The sequence below is a fragment of the Mycobacterium sp. BMJ-28 genome, from assembly GCF_054404835.1.
The window spans coordinates 5,780,874-5,798,882 of record NZ_CM136783.1; the positions used below are offsets into that span (position 1 = coordinate 5,780,874).

At 64.8% G+C, this 18,009-nt stretch carries 22 protein-coding genes and 1 pseudogene; 9 read left to right on the forward strand and 14 right to left on the reverse strand.

Translation table 11 applies throughout. The annotated features are described in order from the left end of the window. Positions 1-71 precede the first annotated feature (71 nt). Positions 72-671 carry a LysE/ArgO family amino acid transporter gene (locus ACXPWS_RS28725; protein ID WP_458709909.1) on the forward strand — a complete coding sequence of 200 codons (600 nt, stop codon included), beginning with the start codon at positions 72-74 and terminating at the stop codon, positions 669-671. Positions 672-745: 74 nt separating this feature from the next. Here the strand turns inward: ACXPWS_RS28725 and ACXPWS_RS28730 are convergent, their stop codons facing one another. From ACXPWS_RS28730 to ACXPWS_RS28740, 3 genes are all read right to left on the reverse strand, one after another. Then, positions 746-883, reverse strand: coding sequence for a hypothetical protein (locus ACXPWS_RS28730; protein ID WP_458709910.1), 138 nt, complete (start codon positions 881-883; stop codon positions 746-748). 64 nt (positions 884-947) lie between these two features. Next, complete coding sequence (locus ACXPWS_RS28735) at positions 948-1,214, reverse strand: YdeI/OmpD-associated family protein (RefSeq protein WP_458709911.1); 267 nt, start codon at positions 1,212-1,214, stop codon at positions 948-950. 56 nt (positions 1,215-1,270) lie between these two features. Then, entirely contained in the window at positions 1,271-1,723 is a 453-nt protein-coding gene (locus ACXPWS_RS28740) for an SRPBCC family protein (protein WP_458709912.1), read from the reverse strand. Positions 1,724-1,797: 74 nt separating this feature from the next. On the opposite strand from ACXPWS_RS28740, the gene ACXPWS_RS28745 reads away from it, so the two are divergent. Both ACXPWS_RS28745 and ACXPWS_RS28750 read left to right on the forward strand, forming a co-directional pair. Beyond that, positions 1,798-2,400, forward strand: coding sequence for a TetR/AcrR family transcriptional regulator (locus tag ACXPWS_RS28745; RefSeq protein WP_458709913.1), 603 nt, complete (start codon positions 1,798-1,800; stop codon positions 2,398-2,400). Between the two features lie 67 nt (positions 2,401-2,467). Continuing rightward, positions 2,468-2,572, forward strand: a pseudogene (locus tag ACXPWS_RS28750) (SAM-dependent methyltransferase); the annotation flags it as partial. 60 nt (positions 2,573-2,632) lie between these two features. Here the strand turns inward: ACXPWS_RS28750 and ACXPWS_RS28755 are convergent. The 3 genes from ACXPWS_RS28755 to ACXPWS_RS28765 all read right to left on the reverse strand — a co-directional run bounded on the left by ACXPWS_RS28755 (position 2,633) and on the right by ACXPWS_RS28765 (position 4,571). Continuing rightward, complete coding sequence (locus ACXPWS_RS28755) at positions 2,633-3,544, reverse strand: alpha/beta fold hydrolase (RefSeq protein ID WP_458709914.1); 912 nt, start codon at positions 3,542-3,544, stop codon at positions 2,633-2,635. Positions 3,545-3,689: 145 nt separating this feature from the next. Next, positions 3,690-4,211: a DUF4333 domain-containing protein gene (locus ACXPWS_RS28760; RefSeq protein ID WP_458709915.1), complete on the reverse strand. Its 522-nt coding sequence runs from the start codon at positions 4,209-4,211 to the stop codon at positions 3,690-3,692. 33 nt (positions 4,212-4,244) lie between these two features. Continuing rightward, the gene (locus ACXPWS_RS28765) at positions 4,245-4,571 is read right to left on the reverse strand and encodes a TM2 domain-containing protein (protein ID WP_458709916.1); all 327 of its coding nucleotides are present in this window, start codon (positions 4,569-4,571) and stop codon (positions 4,245-4,247) included. 245 nt (positions 4,572-4,816) lie between these two features. Here ACXPWS_RS28765 and ACXPWS_RS28770 point away from each other — a divergent pair, with 245 nt between their 5' ends. Then, positions 4,817-5,164: a hypothetical protein gene (locus ACXPWS_RS28770; protein WP_458709917.1), complete on the forward strand. Its 348-nt coding sequence runs from the start codon at positions 4,817-4,819 to the stop codon at positions 5,162-5,164. A 15-nt stretch (positions 5,165-5,179) separates the two neighbouring features. On the opposite strand, the gene ACXPWS_RS28775 is transcribed toward ACXPWS_RS28770, so the two are convergent. The 4 genes from ACXPWS_RS28775 to ACXPWS_RS28790 all read right to left on the reverse strand — a co-directional run bounded on the left by ACXPWS_RS28775 (position 5,180) and on the right by ACXPWS_RS28790 (position 7,385). Further along, complete coding sequence (locus ACXPWS_RS28775; RefSeq protein ID WP_458709918.1) at positions 5,180-5,356, reverse strand: hypothetical protein; 177 nt, start codon at positions 5,354-5,356, stop codon at positions 5,180-5,182. A gap of 27 nt (positions 5,357-5,383) precedes the next feature. Next, positions 5,384-5,722, reverse strand: coding sequence for an RNA polymerase-binding protein RbpA (locus ACXPWS_RS28780; protein WP_458709919.1), 339 nt, complete (start codon positions 5,720-5,722; stop codon positions 5,384-5,386). Between the two features lie 377 nt (positions 5,723-6,099). After that, a complete protein-coding gene (locus tag ACXPWS_RS28785) occupies positions 6,100-6,606 on the reverse strand; it encodes a hypothetical protein (protein ID WP_458709920.1) in 507 nt (168 codons plus the stop codon). A gap of 179 nt (positions 6,607-6,785) precedes the next feature. Next, positions 6,786-7,385 (reverse strand): TetR/AcrR family transcriptional regulator, encoded by a 600-nt coding sequence (locus ACXPWS_RS28790; RefSeq protein WP_458709921.1) that lies wholly within the window; start codon positions 7,383-7,385, stop codon positions 6,786-6,788. A 195-nt stretch (positions 7,386-7,580) separates the two neighbouring features. On the opposite strand from ACXPWS_RS28790, the gene ACXPWS_RS28795 reads away from it, so the two are divergent. From ACXPWS_RS28795 to ACXPWS_RS28810, 4 genes are read left to right on the forward strand one after another with little or no spacing between them, the layout of a single operon-like run. Next, entirely contained in the window at positions 7,581-8,012 is a 432-nt protein-coding gene (locus ACXPWS_RS28795; RefSeq protein ID WP_458709922.1) for an MmpS family transport accessory protein, read from the forward strand. Further along, on the forward strand, positions 8,009-10,879 hold the full coding sequence (locus tag ACXPWS_RS28800) for an MMPL/RND family transporter (RefSeq protein WP_458709923.1): 2,871 nt from the start codon (positions 8,009-8,011) through the stop codon (positions 10,877-10,879). The genes ACXPWS_RS28795 and ACXPWS_RS28800 overlap by 4 nt, the downstream gene beginning before the upstream one ends. Beyond that, positions 10,876-11,229 carry a DUF732 domain-containing protein gene (locus ACXPWS_RS28805; protein WP_458709924.1) on the forward strand — a complete coding sequence of 118 codons (354 nt, stop codon included), beginning with the start codon at positions 10,876-10,878 and terminating at the stop codon, positions 11,227-11,229. The genes ACXPWS_RS28800 and ACXPWS_RS28805 overlap by 4 nt, the downstream gene beginning before the upstream one ends. A gap of 11 nt (positions 11,230-11,240) precedes the next feature. Further along, a complete protein-coding gene (locus ACXPWS_RS28810; protein ID WP_458709925.1) occupies positions 11,241-11,702 on the forward strand; it encodes a DUF5078 domain-containing protein in 462 nt (153 codons plus the stop codon). Here the strand turns inward: ACXPWS_RS28810 and ACXPWS_RS28815 are convergent. From ACXPWS_RS28815 to ACXPWS_RS28825, 3 genes are all read right to left on the reverse strand, one after another. Then, on the reverse strand, positions 11,699-13,207 hold the full coding sequence (locus ACXPWS_RS28815) for a carboxyl transferase domain-containing protein (RefSeq protein WP_458709926.1): 1,509 nt from the start codon (positions 13,205-13,207) through the stop codon (positions 11,699-11,701). The genes ACXPWS_RS28810 and ACXPWS_RS28815 overlap by 4 nt on opposite strands. Then, on the reverse strand, positions 13,207-14,409 hold the full coding sequence (locus tag ACXPWS_RS28820) for a CaiB/BaiF CoA transferase family protein (protein WP_458709927.1): 1,203 nt from the start codon (positions 14,407-14,409) through the stop codon (positions 13,207-13,209). The genes ACXPWS_RS28815 and ACXPWS_RS28820 overlap by 1 nt, the downstream gene beginning before the upstream one ends. 189 nt (positions 14,410-14,598) lie before the next feature. Beyond that, positions 14,599-15,972, reverse strand: a complete 1,374-nt coding sequence (locus ACXPWS_RS28825) for an SLC13 family permease (protein WP_458709928.1) — start codon at positions 15,970-15,972, stop codon at positions 14,599-14,601. A 160-nt stretch (positions 15,973-16,132) separates the two neighbouring features. Between ACXPWS_RS28825 and ACXPWS_RS28830 the strand changes: the two genes are divergently transcribed. Next, on the forward strand, positions 16,133-16,828 hold the full coding sequence (locus ACXPWS_RS28830) for a FadR/GntR family transcriptional regulator (RefSeq protein ID WP_458713731.1): 696 nt from the start codon (positions 16,133-16,135) through the stop codon (positions 16,826-16,828). Positions 16,829-16,968: 140 nt separating this feature from the next. Here the strand turns inward: ACXPWS_RS28830 and ACXPWS_RS28835 are convergent, their stop codons facing one another. Then, positions 16,969-17,586, reverse strand: a complete 618-nt coding sequence (locus tag ACXPWS_RS28835) for a hypothetical protein (RefSeq protein WP_458709929.1) — start codon at positions 17,584-17,586, stop codon at positions 16,969-16,971. Positions 17,587-18,009: the final 423 nt, after the last annotated feature.

Sequence of the window (18,009 nt, forward strand, 5' to 3'; positions counted from 1 at the left end):
TAAGAATTGCTAATGTAGCTGCAGAATCATTAGCTGGACTCAGCCTGCTGGCCGCCCCTACCGTCAGCGTTATGAGTTCGCCCGTACTTCTCGGCTTCCTGACCACCATGGCGCTGATCGCCGCCATCGGCGCGCAGAACGCGTTCGTGCTGCGTCAGGGTATCCGCGGTGAACATGTCATCCCGGTGATCGCGCTGTGCACGGTGTCAGACCTGATCCTCATCGCAGCGGGGATCGCCGGCGTTGGCGCGCTGGTCACCGCGCACCCGGACGCGGTGACCGCCGCCAAGCTCGGCGGCGCGGTTTTCCTGCTCGGCTACGGCGCACTGGCCGCCCGGCGGGCGTTCCGGCCGACCGTGCTGAACCCGTCCGAGAAGAATCCGGCGCGGTTGGCCGAGGTGCTGCTCACCTGTGCGGCACTGACCTGGCTGAACCCCCACGTATATCTCGACACGGTAGTGCTACTGGGCTCGATCGCCAACGAAAATCGGGACCAGCGTTGGCTTTTCGGCGCCGGGGCCGTGTTGGCGAGTGCCCTGTGGTTCACCGGGCTGGGGCTGGGCGCCAAGCGGCTGGCAGGTTTGTTCGCCACCCCGCTGACCTGGCGCGTCCTGGACGGCGTCATCGCGGTCATCATGGTGGCGCTGGGTGTCTGGATGGCGACGTCTTGAGGCGTCAACCGGATCCGACTCCGAAACTGCACACCCGCCAGTAGGTCTGTTCGATCGAAGGTGATCGATCGCTGTCAGGGATTCGTGGATTTCGCGTCCCGCGCGTCGCGGCGCTGCTGCCTGCGCCTCCCCAGCGCGGCCCACAGGAGCACCAGAAACACGATCGCCGCGATACCAAAGAAGATCAAAGCGATGGCCGTTCCGGTAGGCATGGCAGCTCCTAGAAATGAGTCGTTACCCCGAGGACTACCCCGTGGGCCGAAACTCAGACACCGGCTACGTCCCCGTGCGCTCGCGGTGCTTACAGCCGGGCCAGCAACAGGGCCTGCGCTTGCCTTCCTCCAGCTCCTCCTGAGTCCGGCGAATGCGCCGCTCACGCGTGGATTCCTGCTTGGCGTCCTCGACCCAGCAGATGAACTCGTTGCGGGCCAGGGGTGTGATGTCTTTCCAGGCGCCTAGAGCGGTGCCGTTGGCGGTCAGCGCCCGGCGTAAGTCGCCAGGGAGTTCATGCACCACGCCGCCGGGGATTCGCTGCTCGCCCATCGAGCCAGGTTAGCGCTATCCGGAGATCGCGCAATACCCCTTCTATCCGCGTTTCGTCAGGTGTCCTGGCGCTCGGCGGCCGCGACCAGTTTCTTGCTCAATGTGCGGATAATCGCAAGCACCACAAGCCGATACCCATGTCCGACGATGCGCGAATCGGTGTCGAAACGTCCGCGCCATTCGACTCGGGTGCCCGCCTGCTCGGCGTCGAAGGTGACGACGGCGTGATAGTCACGGACGGCGCGGCCGGTGCTCAGGATGGTGTAGCCGTGCCGCACGCCCGGCTCGTGGATTTCGGTCATCTCACGATTGGGCCGCCGCCGGGTGCCCACGGCCCGGATGGCGCCGACCCCACCATCCCCGTCGGGACCCAACGTCTCCCAGCGGGAGTACGGAATCAACGGTCGCGCCCACCTCGACCACTTCGAGCCGTCCGACACGATCGCGAACAGCGTCTGCGGTGTCGCCCGGGTCCGCCGCACAATTGCGTACTCGAAATGGTGGGTCATCCCCATATCGTAATAGAACATTGTTCCGTTAAGGGGAGAACGGTACGTTCAGTGCGATGACACAGCCCGGTCCGTTGCCGTTCCTGCGCGCCCGCAGCGCCGATCAACGACGGGATCGCGCCGCTCACCTGCTCGAAACCACCCGGGCGCTGCTGACCGAGTCAGCCGCGGTGACATTGACCCTGCGACAGATCGGCGATGCCGCGGGGCTGGCCAAGTCGGGCGTGCTGCGCTACGCGGGGTCATTGGAAGCGCTGCTGCTGCAGGTCATGTACGACGAACACCTGGCCTGGGTCGACTCGGTGCGCGAGGCATTCGAACAGAATGCACGCCGTCCGGGACGTGTGCTGGCGCGAACCCTGGCCGCTCGACCGGTGCTGTGCGATCTGATCAGTTCATCCCCGGTGCTGCTGGGCCGGCTGTCCCCAGACGAACAAAACGCGGTGCGCGCTCAGGGTCTCGACATCCAAAAGCGCCTCGGCGCCGTCCTGGGGCCGCACCTGACGCTGTCTGACAACCAACTGGCGCTGCTGGCGGCCGCGATTCACGCTTTCGTCGGCACCGGTTTCGCGTGGAGCACACCGCCCTCGGCTTCGTCGGATCCGTTCGTGAACGACTTCGAGGCCACGCTTGGCCAACTACTGGAGGTTTTCCTGACGGGCCTGGGCTCGGCGTGAATCGCGATCCGTACGTGCCACTTTCGCGTTGGGGACCGTCCCAGCATCCGCGGGTACCCGCGCCCGCATGCGCAGCGACAACGACACCTGGGACATCACCACCAGCGTAGGTTCGACGGCACTGTTCGTCGCCGCCGCCCGAGCCCTGGAGGCGCGCAGAGCCGATCCACTGGGGTCCCAGTCGGACGTCATGGTGAGGTCGAACCGGCTGGTCAGCGCCATCAAGCGGTAGTCAGCGCTGCGCGGGGTCGGCAATGAACCCGACGGCGGCCTGTAACGCGGGGCGATGCCGCAACACCCGATAGTGCGCCAGCCTTCCCAAACCTTGCGTGGTGAACAGGCTGGAGTTGGGCCACGCCGAGGTGATCTGCCGACTGTGCTCGTAGGGGCTGTCGGGGTCGTCGGGGTCATGGATGACCAACAGCGGCGGATTATCGGATCTGGCGGCGACCGCGGCGATGTCCGTGTCGAACAGGGGCATGCCGATTCGTCGATCGAGGCGACGGTGCAGCCTGCTCCGGATCCGCGGGCCGAAGCCGTGACGATCGGCGAAAACATCCAGATACCAGGCAAAGTCACCCATCGGCGCCACGAAGACAAGGCGCTGGGCAGCCGCCCCGCGCGACACGGCCAGAGCCGTGGCCTTGGCGCCGAGCGAGTGCGCGACGATGGCGTGTGCCGGACCGTGCTCGCCGACGATGGCACGCACCGCTTCGGCGCACTCCACGATCGTGGTGCGGCCCGGGACGAGTGCGCCGGGGTCGGAGTCGTTGTGGCTGGGCAGGTCGAACGCGATGACCTGATGGCCGGCCTCGACGAGAGGTTTGACGAACACCCCGAGGTGCGCGCGACACCCGCCCCACCCGTGCACCAAGAACACCGGCGGACCCTCGCCCCACGTCTCGCCGGCTATCCGGTGCCCGTCCCACGCCGCCTCGATAGGCTTGCTCGGAGGGACTCCCGGGGGCATCCGGAGGCTCATCTCAACCTCGGGCGGAGTGCACCACAATTCGATGGCTCGCCTGGCCCCCCAGCCCGGCGCGAACCGTTCTTGCAGCGCGAACCGCCTGCGCACCTGCGGGGCGACCGGCGGCTCGACGCCGGATCCCGCCGCAACACGATCGCCTTCGACATCTCGAGCCATGACCACCCCCGTTTCTGTGACTCGGGCGCAAGCATAGCGACGGGCCTAGGCGGCCGGACCCGGTCGCGGTGCGACGTCGGAACCGATCCGCAAGACGTAGACCGGGTCTACGTCTTGCGGATCGCGAATCCGTTGTCCCACAGGACTACTTCGGGTGATCGGCCACCTTGAAGGAGTACTGGACATCGCCCGCGTCGACTCCGGTCACGGTGACCGTCACCGTGTAGGTTTCGGAGCCGTCGACCAGCTCGCAATCGAGCTTCGCACCCTCGACACCTTTCAGGTTGTCCGGGCACGTCACCGAATCGGGTTTGCGCCCAACTTGTTCGGTGAGCTGGTCGCTGAGTTCGCTCGCGATGGCCGATTTGTCGACGGTTTCGACCATGTCGAACTTCACGCTGGAGCCGTCGATGCTCGTGACCTTGACATTGACGACGAAGGGTTTGCCCTTCACCTTCATATCGCAGTTCACCTCCGCCCCCACCTTGGCGGCGAGTTCATCCGGGCAGGTCACCGTCTCGGGCTTGTTGCCCGCGGCGTCGGTCATCTTGTCGCCGATCTGCTTGACGACGTCGTCCTTGTTGACGGTGTCGGGACCCGTCGAACAGCCGGCGAACAGGGCCGACATCATCGTCGCGCCGATACAGAGGGTGAGCAGTCGTGTCATGTGAGTCCTCTACTGACGAAGGGTCCGAAGCGCTCAACCACGCAGGGCGCGGCCCTCGGCGTCGGGCACCTTGCCGAGCAGGATAAGTATGCCGTCGACGAAGGGCCAGATACCGCCGATTCCCAACGTCAGCCAGGTCACCGCGATCTGAGCGACCGCCACCTTGGTGTATCCGAGATAGAACCGTCCGAGCCCGAAACTGCCGAGCAAGATGCCCAGCAGGCCGGCCGTCACCTTGCTCTTGTCGGAAAGCGGCCCGACATTCTGCGGGTTGGTTCCCGGGTAGGCGGGCTGCGGCGGGTAGCCGGGGGTGGGCTGGGGCGCAACGCTGGGGTCGTACTGGGGCTGAGGTGTTGTCATGTCGATGATCGTCGTCGCCGGCCTTGGAATAATCTTGGAGCGTCGGTGCGCCGCAATGCGACGGCGAGCACCGGGTTTCCCAGAGGGAGCCGTCGGGTATCAGGTTCTGAGCCGACGAGAGGTGGTGCCACACGGTCACCGGACACGGGAAGCACGCGCGCAAGCCGTCGCGGGCCGCGACGATCTGCGTCACGATCTCCTTTGCAGTCGCATTCGCTGGGGTAGCCGCCGCCGTCATCATGCGGGTGGCTGATTCCGGGGCGGCCGCACCGCCGCTCGATCAGCCCGCGACCGCCCCCAGCGCCGGTGCCGGACGGCCGGTCACCCAGGTGGGCCGACTCATCGCGGTATCCCCGAACTCGTTGACCGCCCAGGGTTTTGACGGTGTGGCACGCACCTACATCGTCGACGCGCAGACCAACAAGATCACCACCGCGGGCAGCCAGATGGGTGACGCCGCAAGCACTTTCGCCGTGAACGACGAGGTTGCCATTGTCGGCGTGACGCGGGATGGCGCCGACGTGGCCACGGTCATCGCCGCACGCGATGCCGCCGACCTCAATGGCCCGCCGATGGATTACGCCCTGCCGTAGCCCGGCTATCGCCGATTAGAGCGCTTCGACCTTGTCGGCCGGCTGTAGGTCTTCACCCTCGACGGAGACCATCTGCTCGCCCCGGTCCGTGGTGGCGCGGCACACGGCGCACTGGCGGCCCAGCGTGATCTTTCGAATGGGCGTGTCGGGGAACAACGAATGAAAGCAATCTACGCAGATCTTCTGACTCATCGCAGCCGGCTTCAGGCAGGTGTCGGGTCAGCGGCCACGGCGAAGCGTTTCGATGATCTTGAGGCGCTCGCGAAACAGCACCTCGAGCTCCTCGACAGAGCGGCGCTCCAGCACCATGTCCCAGTGCGTACGCACCGGCTTGATCTTCTTCGGCTTGGGTGCGTCGCCGTCGAGCAGCATGCCCTCCATGCCGTTGCGGCATGACCACGTGTCGGGAATGTCGGCGTCGCAGGCGAAGGGAATTTCGAATTCCTTGCCGTTCGTGGTGCGATAGCGCGCGATCTGACGGGCCGGGAGTTCGAGGTTGCGGCCACTCTCATAGCTGACAGCGCCGAGGCGACTGCCTTTCAGACGACGGTCAACCATCTTCAGCTGCCCCGGATCATGCGGGGCGCATCGGCAAATTTTCTAGGCATGACATGCCCTTCGGAGCGCGTAGGAATGTTCGGTTTTGGACCGCAACGCCCCTTTGGCGCACTGTTTGCCTCAAATGCCCGTCAGCCGGAGGTTCCACCGCAAGTGTAGCGCACGGGAGGTGGCAAACTCAGGCGTCGGAACTTATCTGGAGCGCAACCATTTTGGCCGGCAGTCCGGTGATTGTTGACCGGGGCGGTGAATTCTTGGTCCCGCTACTTCTTAACGCAGCTGCGACCCTGTCTCGAATTCACCTCGCGACGGCCGGGCGCAGCCAACCACATCCGTCGCATACTGCACATGATTCCCAGCGTGAGCCGTCGCAAACCTCAGCTGTCGCAGAGTCCCGCCGCTTTCTCTTCACCGACGATCTGGTGCAGGGGCTGACCCAGGTGCGACGCGAAGTCGTCGGTGGCCCGCATGTTCCAGATACCGTCCTCGTAGATCATGAACCGAAAGCCCTCTACGGTGTTGTTCGTCATCCGGACGATCGCTTGGCCATCGGGCTCCAGGCGTACGCCCGAGACCGAGAGACGTGGTCCGGGCTTCTTGCAGGTTTGGTAGAACGCGACGAAGTCCGCCCGTGAGATGCCACCGCGAACGTCCTCGGTCATCCGCTCCCAGACCGTCGAGTAGTCGCCGGCAGTGAACTGGTCGACGATTCCCTGTGCCGCCACGGTGGCCGCGCCCAGCGTGACCGGAGCACCGCCCTGCGTTTCGGCGGGATAGGCCGCCAGACTCGGCTCCGCCGATTGGGCCGTGCCGTACGACGTGCCACATGCCGAGCACGCCGCCGCAACCAACAACGCCGCGCACGATGCCAGGACCGACTTCATGGCGGCAGAGTAATAAAGATTGCGCGACGCCGCCGGTTAAACAACCCGACCTAGTCGAAGGTTGTGGGAAGCACTGCACACTGCCGAGCCGATGGGGCGCAGCTCAGACCGCGCGTCATCGGATCCGATCCCAGGCTGCGGACACCTTTTGCCTGGTTTCGATCCGGCTCGAAAGAAAGCTACTGACCTTGGCCGGTCTTCAGGCTGGGCAACAACACCCGGTCGACCAGCGCCCGGACCGTCTCATCGGTCGGCGGCCGGTCGGAGACCAGGCTGCGGAACACCAGGTATCCGGGCAACAGGTCATAGATCTCTTCATCGATGGCCGAGGCGTCGATCTCACCGCGTTCGACCGCTTCGGCGAGCACACCATCGATCACCAGCTTGCGCTGAAGCACGAACTTCTCCTGCATCGCCTCCTGCAGCGCGGGACTGTGCGACATCTCGTTGAGCACCGCGCGCATGGTGCGCATGTGTTCCCGGCCCTGGGCGCACGTCGCGCGGCCGATCTCCAGCAGGTCGCCGCGCAGCGAGCCGGTGTGCGGTGGCACGGCCGAATTGCGGGTGCCCTCGATGAAGGCGGCCAGCACCAGGTCGGCCTTCGAGGGCCAGCGCCGGTACATCGTGGCCTTGCTGGCCTTGGCCCTGGTCGCCACCGCTTCCACACTGAGCCGGTCATATCCGTGCTCCTGCAGCAGTTCGAGCGTGATCGCCAGGAGTTCGCCCTCACGCTCACTCCAGGGGCAATTCGACGCATCGTCCGGCTGATCGGCGATCACCAGACTCCTTTCTTCTGTCGTCCTCGGTATGCCACCGGCTGCGCCCGTGAAACACGTGGAGAGCAGTCATTTATCCGCACGTCAAGCAGTTGCGGCCGATCGTACGGTACCGTACCGTTCTCCTTCTACATGACGGTTTCGCCTCGCGCGATCGTCGACGGGGGCGTCGGGAGGCTTCGGTTGAGCAAGTTTTCGGTGAGCAAACTAGCGCGCCGGCAATGGACATGGATCGTGGCGATCCTCGTGGTCGCCCTCGTCGTGTTCACCGTCGACCGGCTGCACGGCATCTTCGGCTCCAACAACGAGATATCGCGGCCGGGCTCGGACGCCCTGGAGAACACCGGGTACAACCCCAAACAGGTGCTGTTCGAGGTGTTCGGTTCGCCTGGATCCGTCGCCACCATCAACTACCTCGATATTCACGCCCAGCCGCAGCACGTCGACAACGTCCCGCTGCCGTGGTCACAGAACCTGACCACCGACGACCCGACGATGTACGCCGATCTGCGGGCCCAAGGTGACGGCGGGACCATCGGTTGCCGCATCACCGTCAATGGCATCGTGAAGGACGAAAGGTCCACCGACAACGTGAACGGTTACATCGCCTGCCTGGACAAGACGGCATGAGCGGCATTCATAGCGTGGACGCCCCGATCGAAGGTTCCCGCACGGCGCGGTTCATCCGGACGCTGTCGGTACCGATCCTGTTCGTGTGGATCGCCATCGCCGCGCTGTCCAACATCATCGCTCCCCAGCTCGAAGTCGTCGGCGCGGAACGCTCGGTGGGACTCAATGCGCCCGACTCGCCGTCGATCATGGCGATGCGTCACATCGGGCAGGTTTTCCACGAATTCGATTCCGACAGTGCGGCAATGGTGGTCATCGAGGGCGACCAGCCACTGGGCGAAGAGGCGCACAAGTTCTATGACGGCCTGGTGAAGAAGCTCCAGGACGACACCGAGCACGTCGAGCACGTCCAGGACTTCTGGGGAGACCCGCTGACGGCCGGCGGCTCGCAGAGCAAGGACGGCAAAGCCGCCCTGACGCAGGTGTACCTGCGCGGAAACCAGGGCGAGGCCCAGTCGAACGAGTCCGTCGATTCGATCCGCAAGATCGTTGCCAACACACCGCCGCCTCCTGGCATCAAAGCCTATGTCACCGGCGCATCACCGCTGGTGACCGACAATTTCGAGGTGGGCAGCGAAGGCACCAACCAGGTCACCGCGATCACCTTCCTGGTCATCGGGATCATGCTGCTGTTCGTCTACCGCTCGCTGGTGACCATGGTCATCGTGCTGCTGACGGTGGCCATCGAACTCGCGGCGGCCCGCGGCGTGGTTGCCGTTCTCGCCCATTCCGGCGTCATCGGACTGTCCACCTACTCGACGAACCTGTTGACGCTGCTGGCGATCGCGGCGGGCACCGACTACGCGATCTTCGTGGTCGGCCGCTACCAGGAGGCGCGCAGTAACGGCCTGGAGCGGATACCGGCCTACTACGACATGTACCGCGGCACCGTGCACGTCATCGTCGGGTCGGGATTGACCATCGCCGGCGCAGTCGCGTGCATGGCCTTCACCCGGCTGCCCTACTTCCAGACGCTCGGTATCCCGGCTGCGCTCGGGGTGCTCGTGACGTTGGCGGCGGCGCTGACGTTGGGGCCCGCGGTGTTGTTGATCGCCAGCCGATTCGGACTGCTGGAGCCCAAAGGCTCACTGCGCGCCCGTGGTTGGCGCCGAATCGGCGCCGCGATCGTGCGCTGGCCAGGCCCCATCCTGGTGGTGACGTGCGGGATCGCGCTCATCGGAGTCTTCGCGCTGCCCGGCTATCAGACCAGCTACGACAATCGGCCCTATATTCCGAGCACTGCCCCCGGCGTGATCGGAATGGAAGCCGCCGAGCGGCATTTCACCGAGGCGCGGATCAATCCGGAACTGCTGATGATCGAAACCGATCACGACATGCGTAACCCGGCGGACATGCTGATCCTCGAGCGTGCCGCCAAAGCGGTCCTGCACACGCCGGGAATCGCTCTGGTGCAGTCGATCACGCGGCCCCTGGGCACGCCGATCACGCACAGCTCCATCCCGTTCCAGATCAGCGCGTCAAGCGCCAGCCAAATCATGAATCTGGGCTACCAGAAAGACCGGGCCGACGATCTGCTGAAGCAGGCCAACGAGATCACCAACACGATCGACGTCCTGCACCAGCAACTCGCCCTGCAGAAGGCGAGTGCCGCGGCCACCCATGAGCAGACGCAGGCGTTCCACGACACCGTCGAGACGGTCAACGACCTGCGCGACAAACTCGCCAACTTCGACGACCAGTTCCGGCCGTTACGCAATTACTTCTACTGGGAACCGCACTGCTTCGACATTCCCATGTGCTCGGCGTTGCGCTCGGTGTTCGACTCCCTGGACGGGATCTCCGAACTGTCCGACAAGTTCGGCACCATCACGGCAAGCCTGGACAAACTGGATGCGCTGCAACCGCAATTGGTAGCGCTGCTGCCGCCGCAGATCGCGATCCAGGAACGCAACCGCGAGCTCACCCTGTCCAATTACGCGACCACCGGCGGCACCAACGCTCAGAGCGACGAAGCTTTGAAGAACGCCACCGCCATGGGACAGGCCTTCGACGACGCCAAGAACGACGACTCGTTCTACCTGCCCCCGGAGGCCTTCGACAACGCCGATTTCAAGCGCGGTCTGAAACTGTTCCTCTCGCCGGACGGTAAGGCTGCCAGGTTCATCGTCACCCATCAGGGCAATCCGGCCGACCCGGAGTCCATCCCGCACATCGACGCGATGAAGGACGCGGTGTTCGACGCACTCAAGGCGACGCCGATGTCCGACGCCAAGATCTACGTCGCCGGAATCGGCTCCACTAACAAGGACATTCAGGAAGGGATGAAGTACGACCTGCTGATCTCCGCAGTGGCCGCACTGGCGCTCATCCTACTGATCATGATGTTCGTCACCCGCAGCATCGTCGCCGCGGTCGTCATCGTGGGCACCGTCCTACTGTCACTGGGCGCATCGGTTGGGTTGTCGGTTCTGCTGTGGCAGTACATATTGGGAATCCATCTGTATTGGATCGTGGTGCCGCTGGCCATCATCCTGCTGCTGGCCGTCGGCGCGGACTACAACTTGTTGTTGGTGTCGCGGTTCAAGGAGGAGATCCACGCCGGGCTGAACACCGGCATCATCCGGTCCATGGCCGGTACCGGCCGCGTCGTCACTGCCGCCGGGTTGGTGTTCTCGGCGACGATGGCGTCGTTCATCTTCAGCGATCTGGTGGTGCTCGGGCAGATCGGTACCACGATCGGTCTGGGTCTGTTGTTCGACACGTTGATCGTGCGGTCGTTCATGACGCCGTCGATCGCCGCGCTGCTGGGCAAGTGGTTCTGGTGGCCGGTATCGGTGCGACAGCGTCCGTTGCCGGCACCGTGGCCAACGCCCGTCCAAAAGGAGTCTGAGGAGGTTTCGTCGTGAAGTCTGTCGTCACAGCCGTGATCGTCGGTGCAGCACTGGGATTGGCGGCCCCTGCGGCCGCGGATCCGGCGTATGACCGGGATCCCGACACCAACTTCGCCCACGAGTTGCACACCTACGGCATCTACGGGCAGAAGGACTTCAACGCCTGGATCGGCAAACTGGTCTGCAAACGCCTGACCAACAACGTCGACCACAACGCCTTCGACTCCGCCAAATTCATCGGCGCCAACCTCGACCGGCACAACAGCACCGCCCAAAACTGGCAATTCCTGGGCTCCGCACTGAACTACTACTGCCCCGACAAACGCGTCATCCTCGACCAGGTCGCCGCCGACCAACGGCACTGAACGGAGAAATCATGATCCGCAACGCACTGCGCACCGGTATCGCCGCCGCCGCCCTGGCCGGCGCCATCACCACAGGCATCGCCACCTCCGCAGTCTCTTCCGCAGACGCCACCGACGACTACCCCATCCCCAACCGCATCCTCAAAACCCCCTGCACCGCCGAACAGATCATGGCCGCCGCCCGCGACGTCGAACCCGTCTACTACGAGCGCTACATGATCGACTACAACAACAAACCCGCCGGCGACCAACAAGGCACCCAAGACCGCATCCACTGGTTCTTCTCCATGGACTACGCCGGCCGACGCCAATACTCCGAAGACACCGCCACCAACGCCTTCTACGAACAAATGTCCTGGCGCTGGCCCAACTGGGCCAAACTGTTCTTCAACAACAAAGGCGTCGCCGCCCACACCACCGACATCTGCATGAACTACCCAGCAGGCGACATGACCGTCTGGGACTGGCACTAGAGGTTCTGGAGTAGCTCCACCGTCCCCACCCGGTTGAACCGCTTCCCCCGAGCGATGCGCCGCATGTCGGCGTCCTGCGCGATGATCTCGCTCAGCGCGCGGTGAAGGGCGGTACCGACGCGCTCGCAGAACTGCCGCGGTTCCTCTGCACCGTCGGGCCACTCCGGGATGATGAGATCCACGATCCCGGCGCGGAGGAGATCGAGAGACCGGATGCCCTGGCGCACAGCCATTTGCGGGGCGTGGTCGACGTCGCGGTGCACGATCGCACTGGCGCCTTCGGGCGGCAGCGGTGACAGCCACCCATGCTGAGCCGCCAGCACCCGGTCGGCGGGGACCAGGGCCAGCGCCCCGCCGCCGGTGCCTTGACCAAGGAGCAGCGACACCGTCGGGGTGTCGAGGTCGACCATGTCGGCGATGCAGCGAGCGATCTCTCCGGCAAGCCCACCTTCCTCGGCGTCCTTGGACAGCGCGGCCCCGGCAGTATCGATCACGGTGACCAGCGGAAGGCGAAGATCCTTGGCCAGGCGCATACCGCGCCGGGCCTCGCGCAGCGCGGCCGGGCCGAGTGGGGTGAGCAGGGTCTGACCACTGCGGTCCTGCCCGAGCAGCACGCACGGCATGTCACCGAATCGCACCAGTGCGAGGATCAGACCCGGGTCCGACTCCCCCTGCCCCGTGCCGTTGAGCGGCAAAACGTCGGCGGCCGCGTGGAATAACAGCTCTCGGACGCCGGGGCGATCGCGTCGGCGGGACGCCAGCACCGACGTCCACGCTGGAATGTCATCGACCGCCCAGTCCGGTGTATCGACTATCTGGGCGCACCGGCGCGGGGCGTCGGTCATGATGCGCAACGCCCGATCCACAATCTCGCCGAGCTGTTCGGGTGGACGAATCGCGTCGATCAGCCCATGCGTTTGCAGATTCTCCGAAGTCTGTACACCCGAAGGGAATCGGTCGCCGTAGAGCGCGTCGTACACGCGTGGGCCGAGGAAGCCGACGAGCGCCCCCGGTTCGGCAACGGTCAGATGCCCCAGTGAGCCCCAGGAGGCGAACACCCCTCCGGTCGTCGGGTGCCGCAGGTACACCAGGTAGGGCAGGTGTGCCGCTTTGTGGGCGACGATCGCCGCGGTGATCTTGACCATCTGCAGGAACGCCACGGTTCCTTCCTGCATCCGCGTGCCGCCCGACGTCGGCAAGGCAAGCAACGGCAACCCTTCGGCGGTGGCCCGGCAGATCGCGGTGGTCAACCGTTCGCCCGCCGCCACGCCGATGGAACCAGCCAGAAACGAAAAGTCACTCACCAGGACTGCGACCCGGCGCGTACGAATGCTGATCGTGCCGGTGGTGACCGATTCGTCCAGACCGGTCTTGGCCCTGGCCGCGGCGAGTTCCTCGGCGTACTCGGCGTCGACGGCGTGCTCGACCACGGGTGTATCCCAGCATTCGAAACTGTTCGCATCGGCGATGACGTCGAGCACCTCATGCGCTGACAACCGGCGCATCAGACCGCTTCCTTAAGCCAGGCGCGCACCAGCTCCTCGTCGGCCCCGAGGACCGGAGGGGCGAGGTGGCGGGTCTCGGTGAGCTCGGTGCCGTCGGGCTCGAAGAAGCGCAGCGGTGGCCCCGGCAGGGTGACTGTCCCCAGCGTGGCGTGCTCGACGTCGACGAGCAGCCCCTGTGACCTGGTCTGCTCCCATTCGTAGACCTCCTGGAGGTTGCGCACTTTGCCTGCAGGCACGCCCATATCGTCCAGAAGCTCCAGCAACGACGTCGTGTCGTGGGCCGAGAACACCTGGGAGACAAGGGCGATGACGTCGTCTCGATTGGCGACCCGTTGCGGGTTGGTGGCCATGCCTTCGGTATCGGGATCGATGTCGAAGCCCTCGCAGAAGCGGTGCCACAGCCCTTCGCTGCCCACTGAGATCTGCACGGCGCCGTCAGCGGTCGGGAAGAGGCCGTATGGGCAGATGGACGGATGATGGTTGCCCTGGGCTTGACCGACCTCGCCTGCGACCGTCCATTTGGTGCCCTGGAAGGCGTGCACGCCTACGACACTGGCCAACAGGGACGTGCGGACGACGGTGCCCTTGCCGGTGCGATCGCGCTCGCGCAACGCGGCCAGCACACCGAACGCCCCGTACATGCCGGCAAGCAGATCCGCGATCGGGACACCGACACGCTCTACGTCGTCGGGACCGGATCCGGTGACCGACATCAAACCCGCCTCGCCCTGGGCAATCTGGTCGTATCCGGCCCGGCCGCCCTCGGGGCCATCGTGTCCGAATCCGCTGATCGACAGGACCACCAGCCGGGGATTGACCTCGGCCAGCCGCTGCGGCGAAAAGCCCAGCCGGTCCAGCACACCGGTCCGGAAGTTCTCCAGCAGGACATCCGCCTTCTTGACCATGTCCTCGAGCGCATGGCGACCGTCTTCGGTCTTGAGGTCGAGCGCGATTGACCGCTTGTTCCGGTTCGCCGACAGGAAGTAGGTGGATTCCCGTTCGGCATCGGCGGGTTCAACGAACGGCGGGCCCCAGGTGCGCGTGTCGTCGCCGCCTTTGGGGCTCTCGACCTTGATGACGTCGGCGCCCAGATCGCCCAGCATCATCGCCGCGTGCGGTCCGGCGAGCGCCCTGGTCAGGTCGATGACGACGGCGCCCTGCAGTGGGCCGGTTCTGCCTGTCGTGTTCAGCTGCACCGACATCGTGGGTACCCCCTTGGATTATTGACCTAGTGACCTATTGGCCTAGCCAATCTATTGAAACAACGACGACTCGCCTTTGTCAATGGCATCGACGCAGCTCAGCGCTGCAATCGGCACGGGCCGGAAGCACACTGAGCGGCGGTACGTGTGCTCACGTACCGCCGCTCAGATGCACAAGGTTTTCGGCCGCTACAGCCAACCGGGCAGGACCAGAACGGCCCAGGCGATCAACGGGCCGACCGCGACGACCACCGCGCTGTACTTGAGGATCTGCTTGTAGAACGCATCCCGATCGATGCCCTGAGCGTTCGCCAGGACGAGCGCGCCATTGGTCGAGAACGGGCTGACGTCCACGATGGTCGACGCGATCGACAGGGCGACGATCACGCCGACCGCGCCCACCTCGCCGGCCATCAGGAAGGGGACGGCCAGCGGGATGGTGGCACCGAGGATCGCGGTCGAGGACGCGAAGGCCGACACGATGGCGCCGATATAGCAGAGCAGCAGCGCCACCAGTAGGGGCAAGCCGAGTGCGGCGACCCCGTTGCCGACCCATTCGACGGTGCCGGCCTCTTGCAGGACGCCGACGAAGGTCAGGACTCCCCCGATGAGCAGCACTGTCGACCAACTGATTTGGTTGATCGCGCCTTTCTGAGCCTTGGGCGAGGCCAGCGCCAGGATCACCGCGACGGTCATCGACACGAACCCGACGTCCAGGTCGAGAATCAACGAGAACACCGCCAGCGAGGCAAGTCCGACAAGTGTGAGGATCTGCTCGAAGGTGATGGCCTTGACCGCGATGGCCAACGGCGGCGCGTTCTCGGCAGTGACGGCCTGCGAGCGGGCCTTGGTCGTGGTCGTACCGAAACCGCGCATCACGGTGGCAGGCGACCTCCCACCACCGACCGCGCCGGTGTCATCCTCGGGTCGCGTCTCGTCGTCGTCGTGCACGCTGCGCCCGATGAGTTCACGCCCGCCCAGGAACGCGAAGAGCAGGACCCCGATCGCGGCGTTGAAGAACAAGCTGCCCAGGAACAGCGTGAGAGGACTGTTCTCCAGCCCCGCCTTGGTGGCGATGTTGTTGACCGTGACGCCGTAGATGCTGATCGGCGAGAACCCGCCGGCTTGGGCGCCGTGGACGACCATCATGCCCATCAATAGGGGTTTGATCCGGTACCGCGCGGCGAAGCCGAGGGCGATCGGGGCCACGATGGCCACCGCGGCGGGCCCCAGCGCGCCGATCGAGGTGAGAATCCCGGTAACACCGAACATCACCCAGGGAATCAGCGCGACCCTGCCACGGACCAGCCGGACCGCCGCCCGCACCAGCAGGTCGACGGTGCCGTTGTTCTGCGCGATCGCGAACAGGTAGGTGATGCCGACCAAGGTCAGGAACAGGCTGCTGGGGAATCCGCCGATGATCTGGTCGGCCTTCATCCCCACTGCCAGGGTGCCGACGAAGAAAGCCGCGACGAAGCCGAGAGCGCCCATGTTGACCGGCAGCACCGTCGCGGCGACGAACATGACGACCAACGCCAGGATCGGAATGACTTCTATGGGCATCGGGCACTCCGCTCTTCGAGAGGTGGCTAATTGGCCTAGCCACTAAGTCACTAGGCAGTAAAGCCCGTGAGACAGGTCACTGTCAACCCCAGCATGTGCTCGGGATCATGCTTTCATGGCGGCTATTGTTGGCTTGAAGGAACGGAGAGTGAGTGACTCAGTGGCTGAGCAAATTCGCCCGGTAGCTCGACCGCGGCTCTATGAGGTCATCGTCGAACAGCTGTGCAAGCACATGGCCGACCGCGACATGCAGGCCGGCGAGCGCCTGCCACCCGAGCGCGAACTGGCCGCCCAACTCGGCGTCAGCCGCGCCTCGTTGAGCCAAGCGCTGGTGGCCCTGGAGGTGCAGGGCATCCTGTCCGTTCGGCACGGCGACGGCGCGGTCCTCATCCGCCGCCCCGTGGGCGATGCCGCGATCCGTGCCTTGCGCGAACACGCCGATCGACTCCCCGAGGTGATCGAAGCGCGGGAGGCCCTGGAGGTGAAGCTTGCCGAGCTCGCGGCGGAGCGACGCAGCGAGTCGGAGATGGCCGCCATCGACGACGCGCTGACCATCATGGAGAAGGAAGTCACCGGCGGGGAGCGTGGGGTCTCTGGAGACGAACTTTTCCACGCTGCCATCACCGCGGCCGCCCACTCCCCCCTACTCGCGCGTCTGATGGGTGAGATCGCTGAGCTGGTACGTGAAACGCGCATAGAGTCGCTGTCCCAATCCGACAGGCCGAGAGCGTCTTTGGAGGGCCATCGCAAGATTGCCGACGCAGTGCGCCGCCAAGATCCGGCTGCGGCCAGCCGTGCCATGGCCGACCACATCCGCATGGTGTCCGACGTCGCCCTGTTGCGCGCCGGAACCTGAACGACAGCAGCCGCAATGCCGTACCAGAGACGGGCCGGCCGCATTCACCTACGCGCCACCTCAGTAATCAGGCACGGCAGTAACTTTGGTGTCAAGTCGTCCGATCGTCAGCATGCCGGGGATCACCGAACACACTGAGATCAGATGCACGGCCGAAAGAAGGCGAACTTCACCGGCAGACAAGCCCCGAACAAGCTGAGTTTGGGAAGACCGATCTTCGGTACCGAATGAGTGGCGCCACTGACCGTTGCCACCGAACCGGAGACCGCAGACGTCAGCGACTTCGCCGTGCTGGAGACAGCATTCGAGGACGACGACCCGCTCGACGTGCCGGTCAGCTTGCTCAGGTAATAGAGCGCGTCGGCGGTGTCGCCGGCAGCGGAGGCGATGCTGGTCGGTATATCGATGGCGGAGTTGACCACGCTGAAGACGTCCTTTGCAGCGCCGACACCCGATGGGACACTACCGGACTGCTGCAGCACGTTGTAGGCGTCACTCCACTGCTTTTGGCTCACTTGCGACACTGCGGGGGCCTGAGCCTTGCCCAGTGCCGCGGACAGCGCACTGCGGCAGTCACCGCTGTTGGCGTCGCGCACCTCACTCCGTTTGCAGGTGGATGACACGCAATTGCCACTGAAGTTTGTTTGGCCGGCGTCGCAGTCCGCCGAACTCGATGCCGCGGTGACGAGGGAGACGCCACCCAGCGGTACAACGGCAGCCAGCGCGGTCACCGCGAAGCGACGAATCAAGTTGGCCATGGACAGTCCTCACCTCGGATGCGGCGAACAATTTCCCGAAGTGTAGACGAGAAAGCAGGAGGAAGAGCACCCGTCGTCGCGCATCGCGGCCAGAATCTTCCGAACTATGTGCGCGTTGTTCGCGAGCTTTGCGAAAGGTCGGAACAAGCTATGCCACTGCATATTTCATTTGCGCGTCGCAGGCCGCCGGATGACGTTGGGGCCTCATGCCGAGCCGTAAACCAGCCGTCCTGACGCCCCACGGGAGACTCCCGGAAGGGCGAGCGCATGAGGGTTCCGATCCCGAAATATTCTGGTGGCAATACGGTTTCGCATCTCGATTGTTCACAAGCGATACCCAACACATATACGTCGCACAGGTTCTTCCCATCACGTCGCCGCAAACTTGTTGGAGTACAACCGCTGTCAACCAGAAGGGCACTT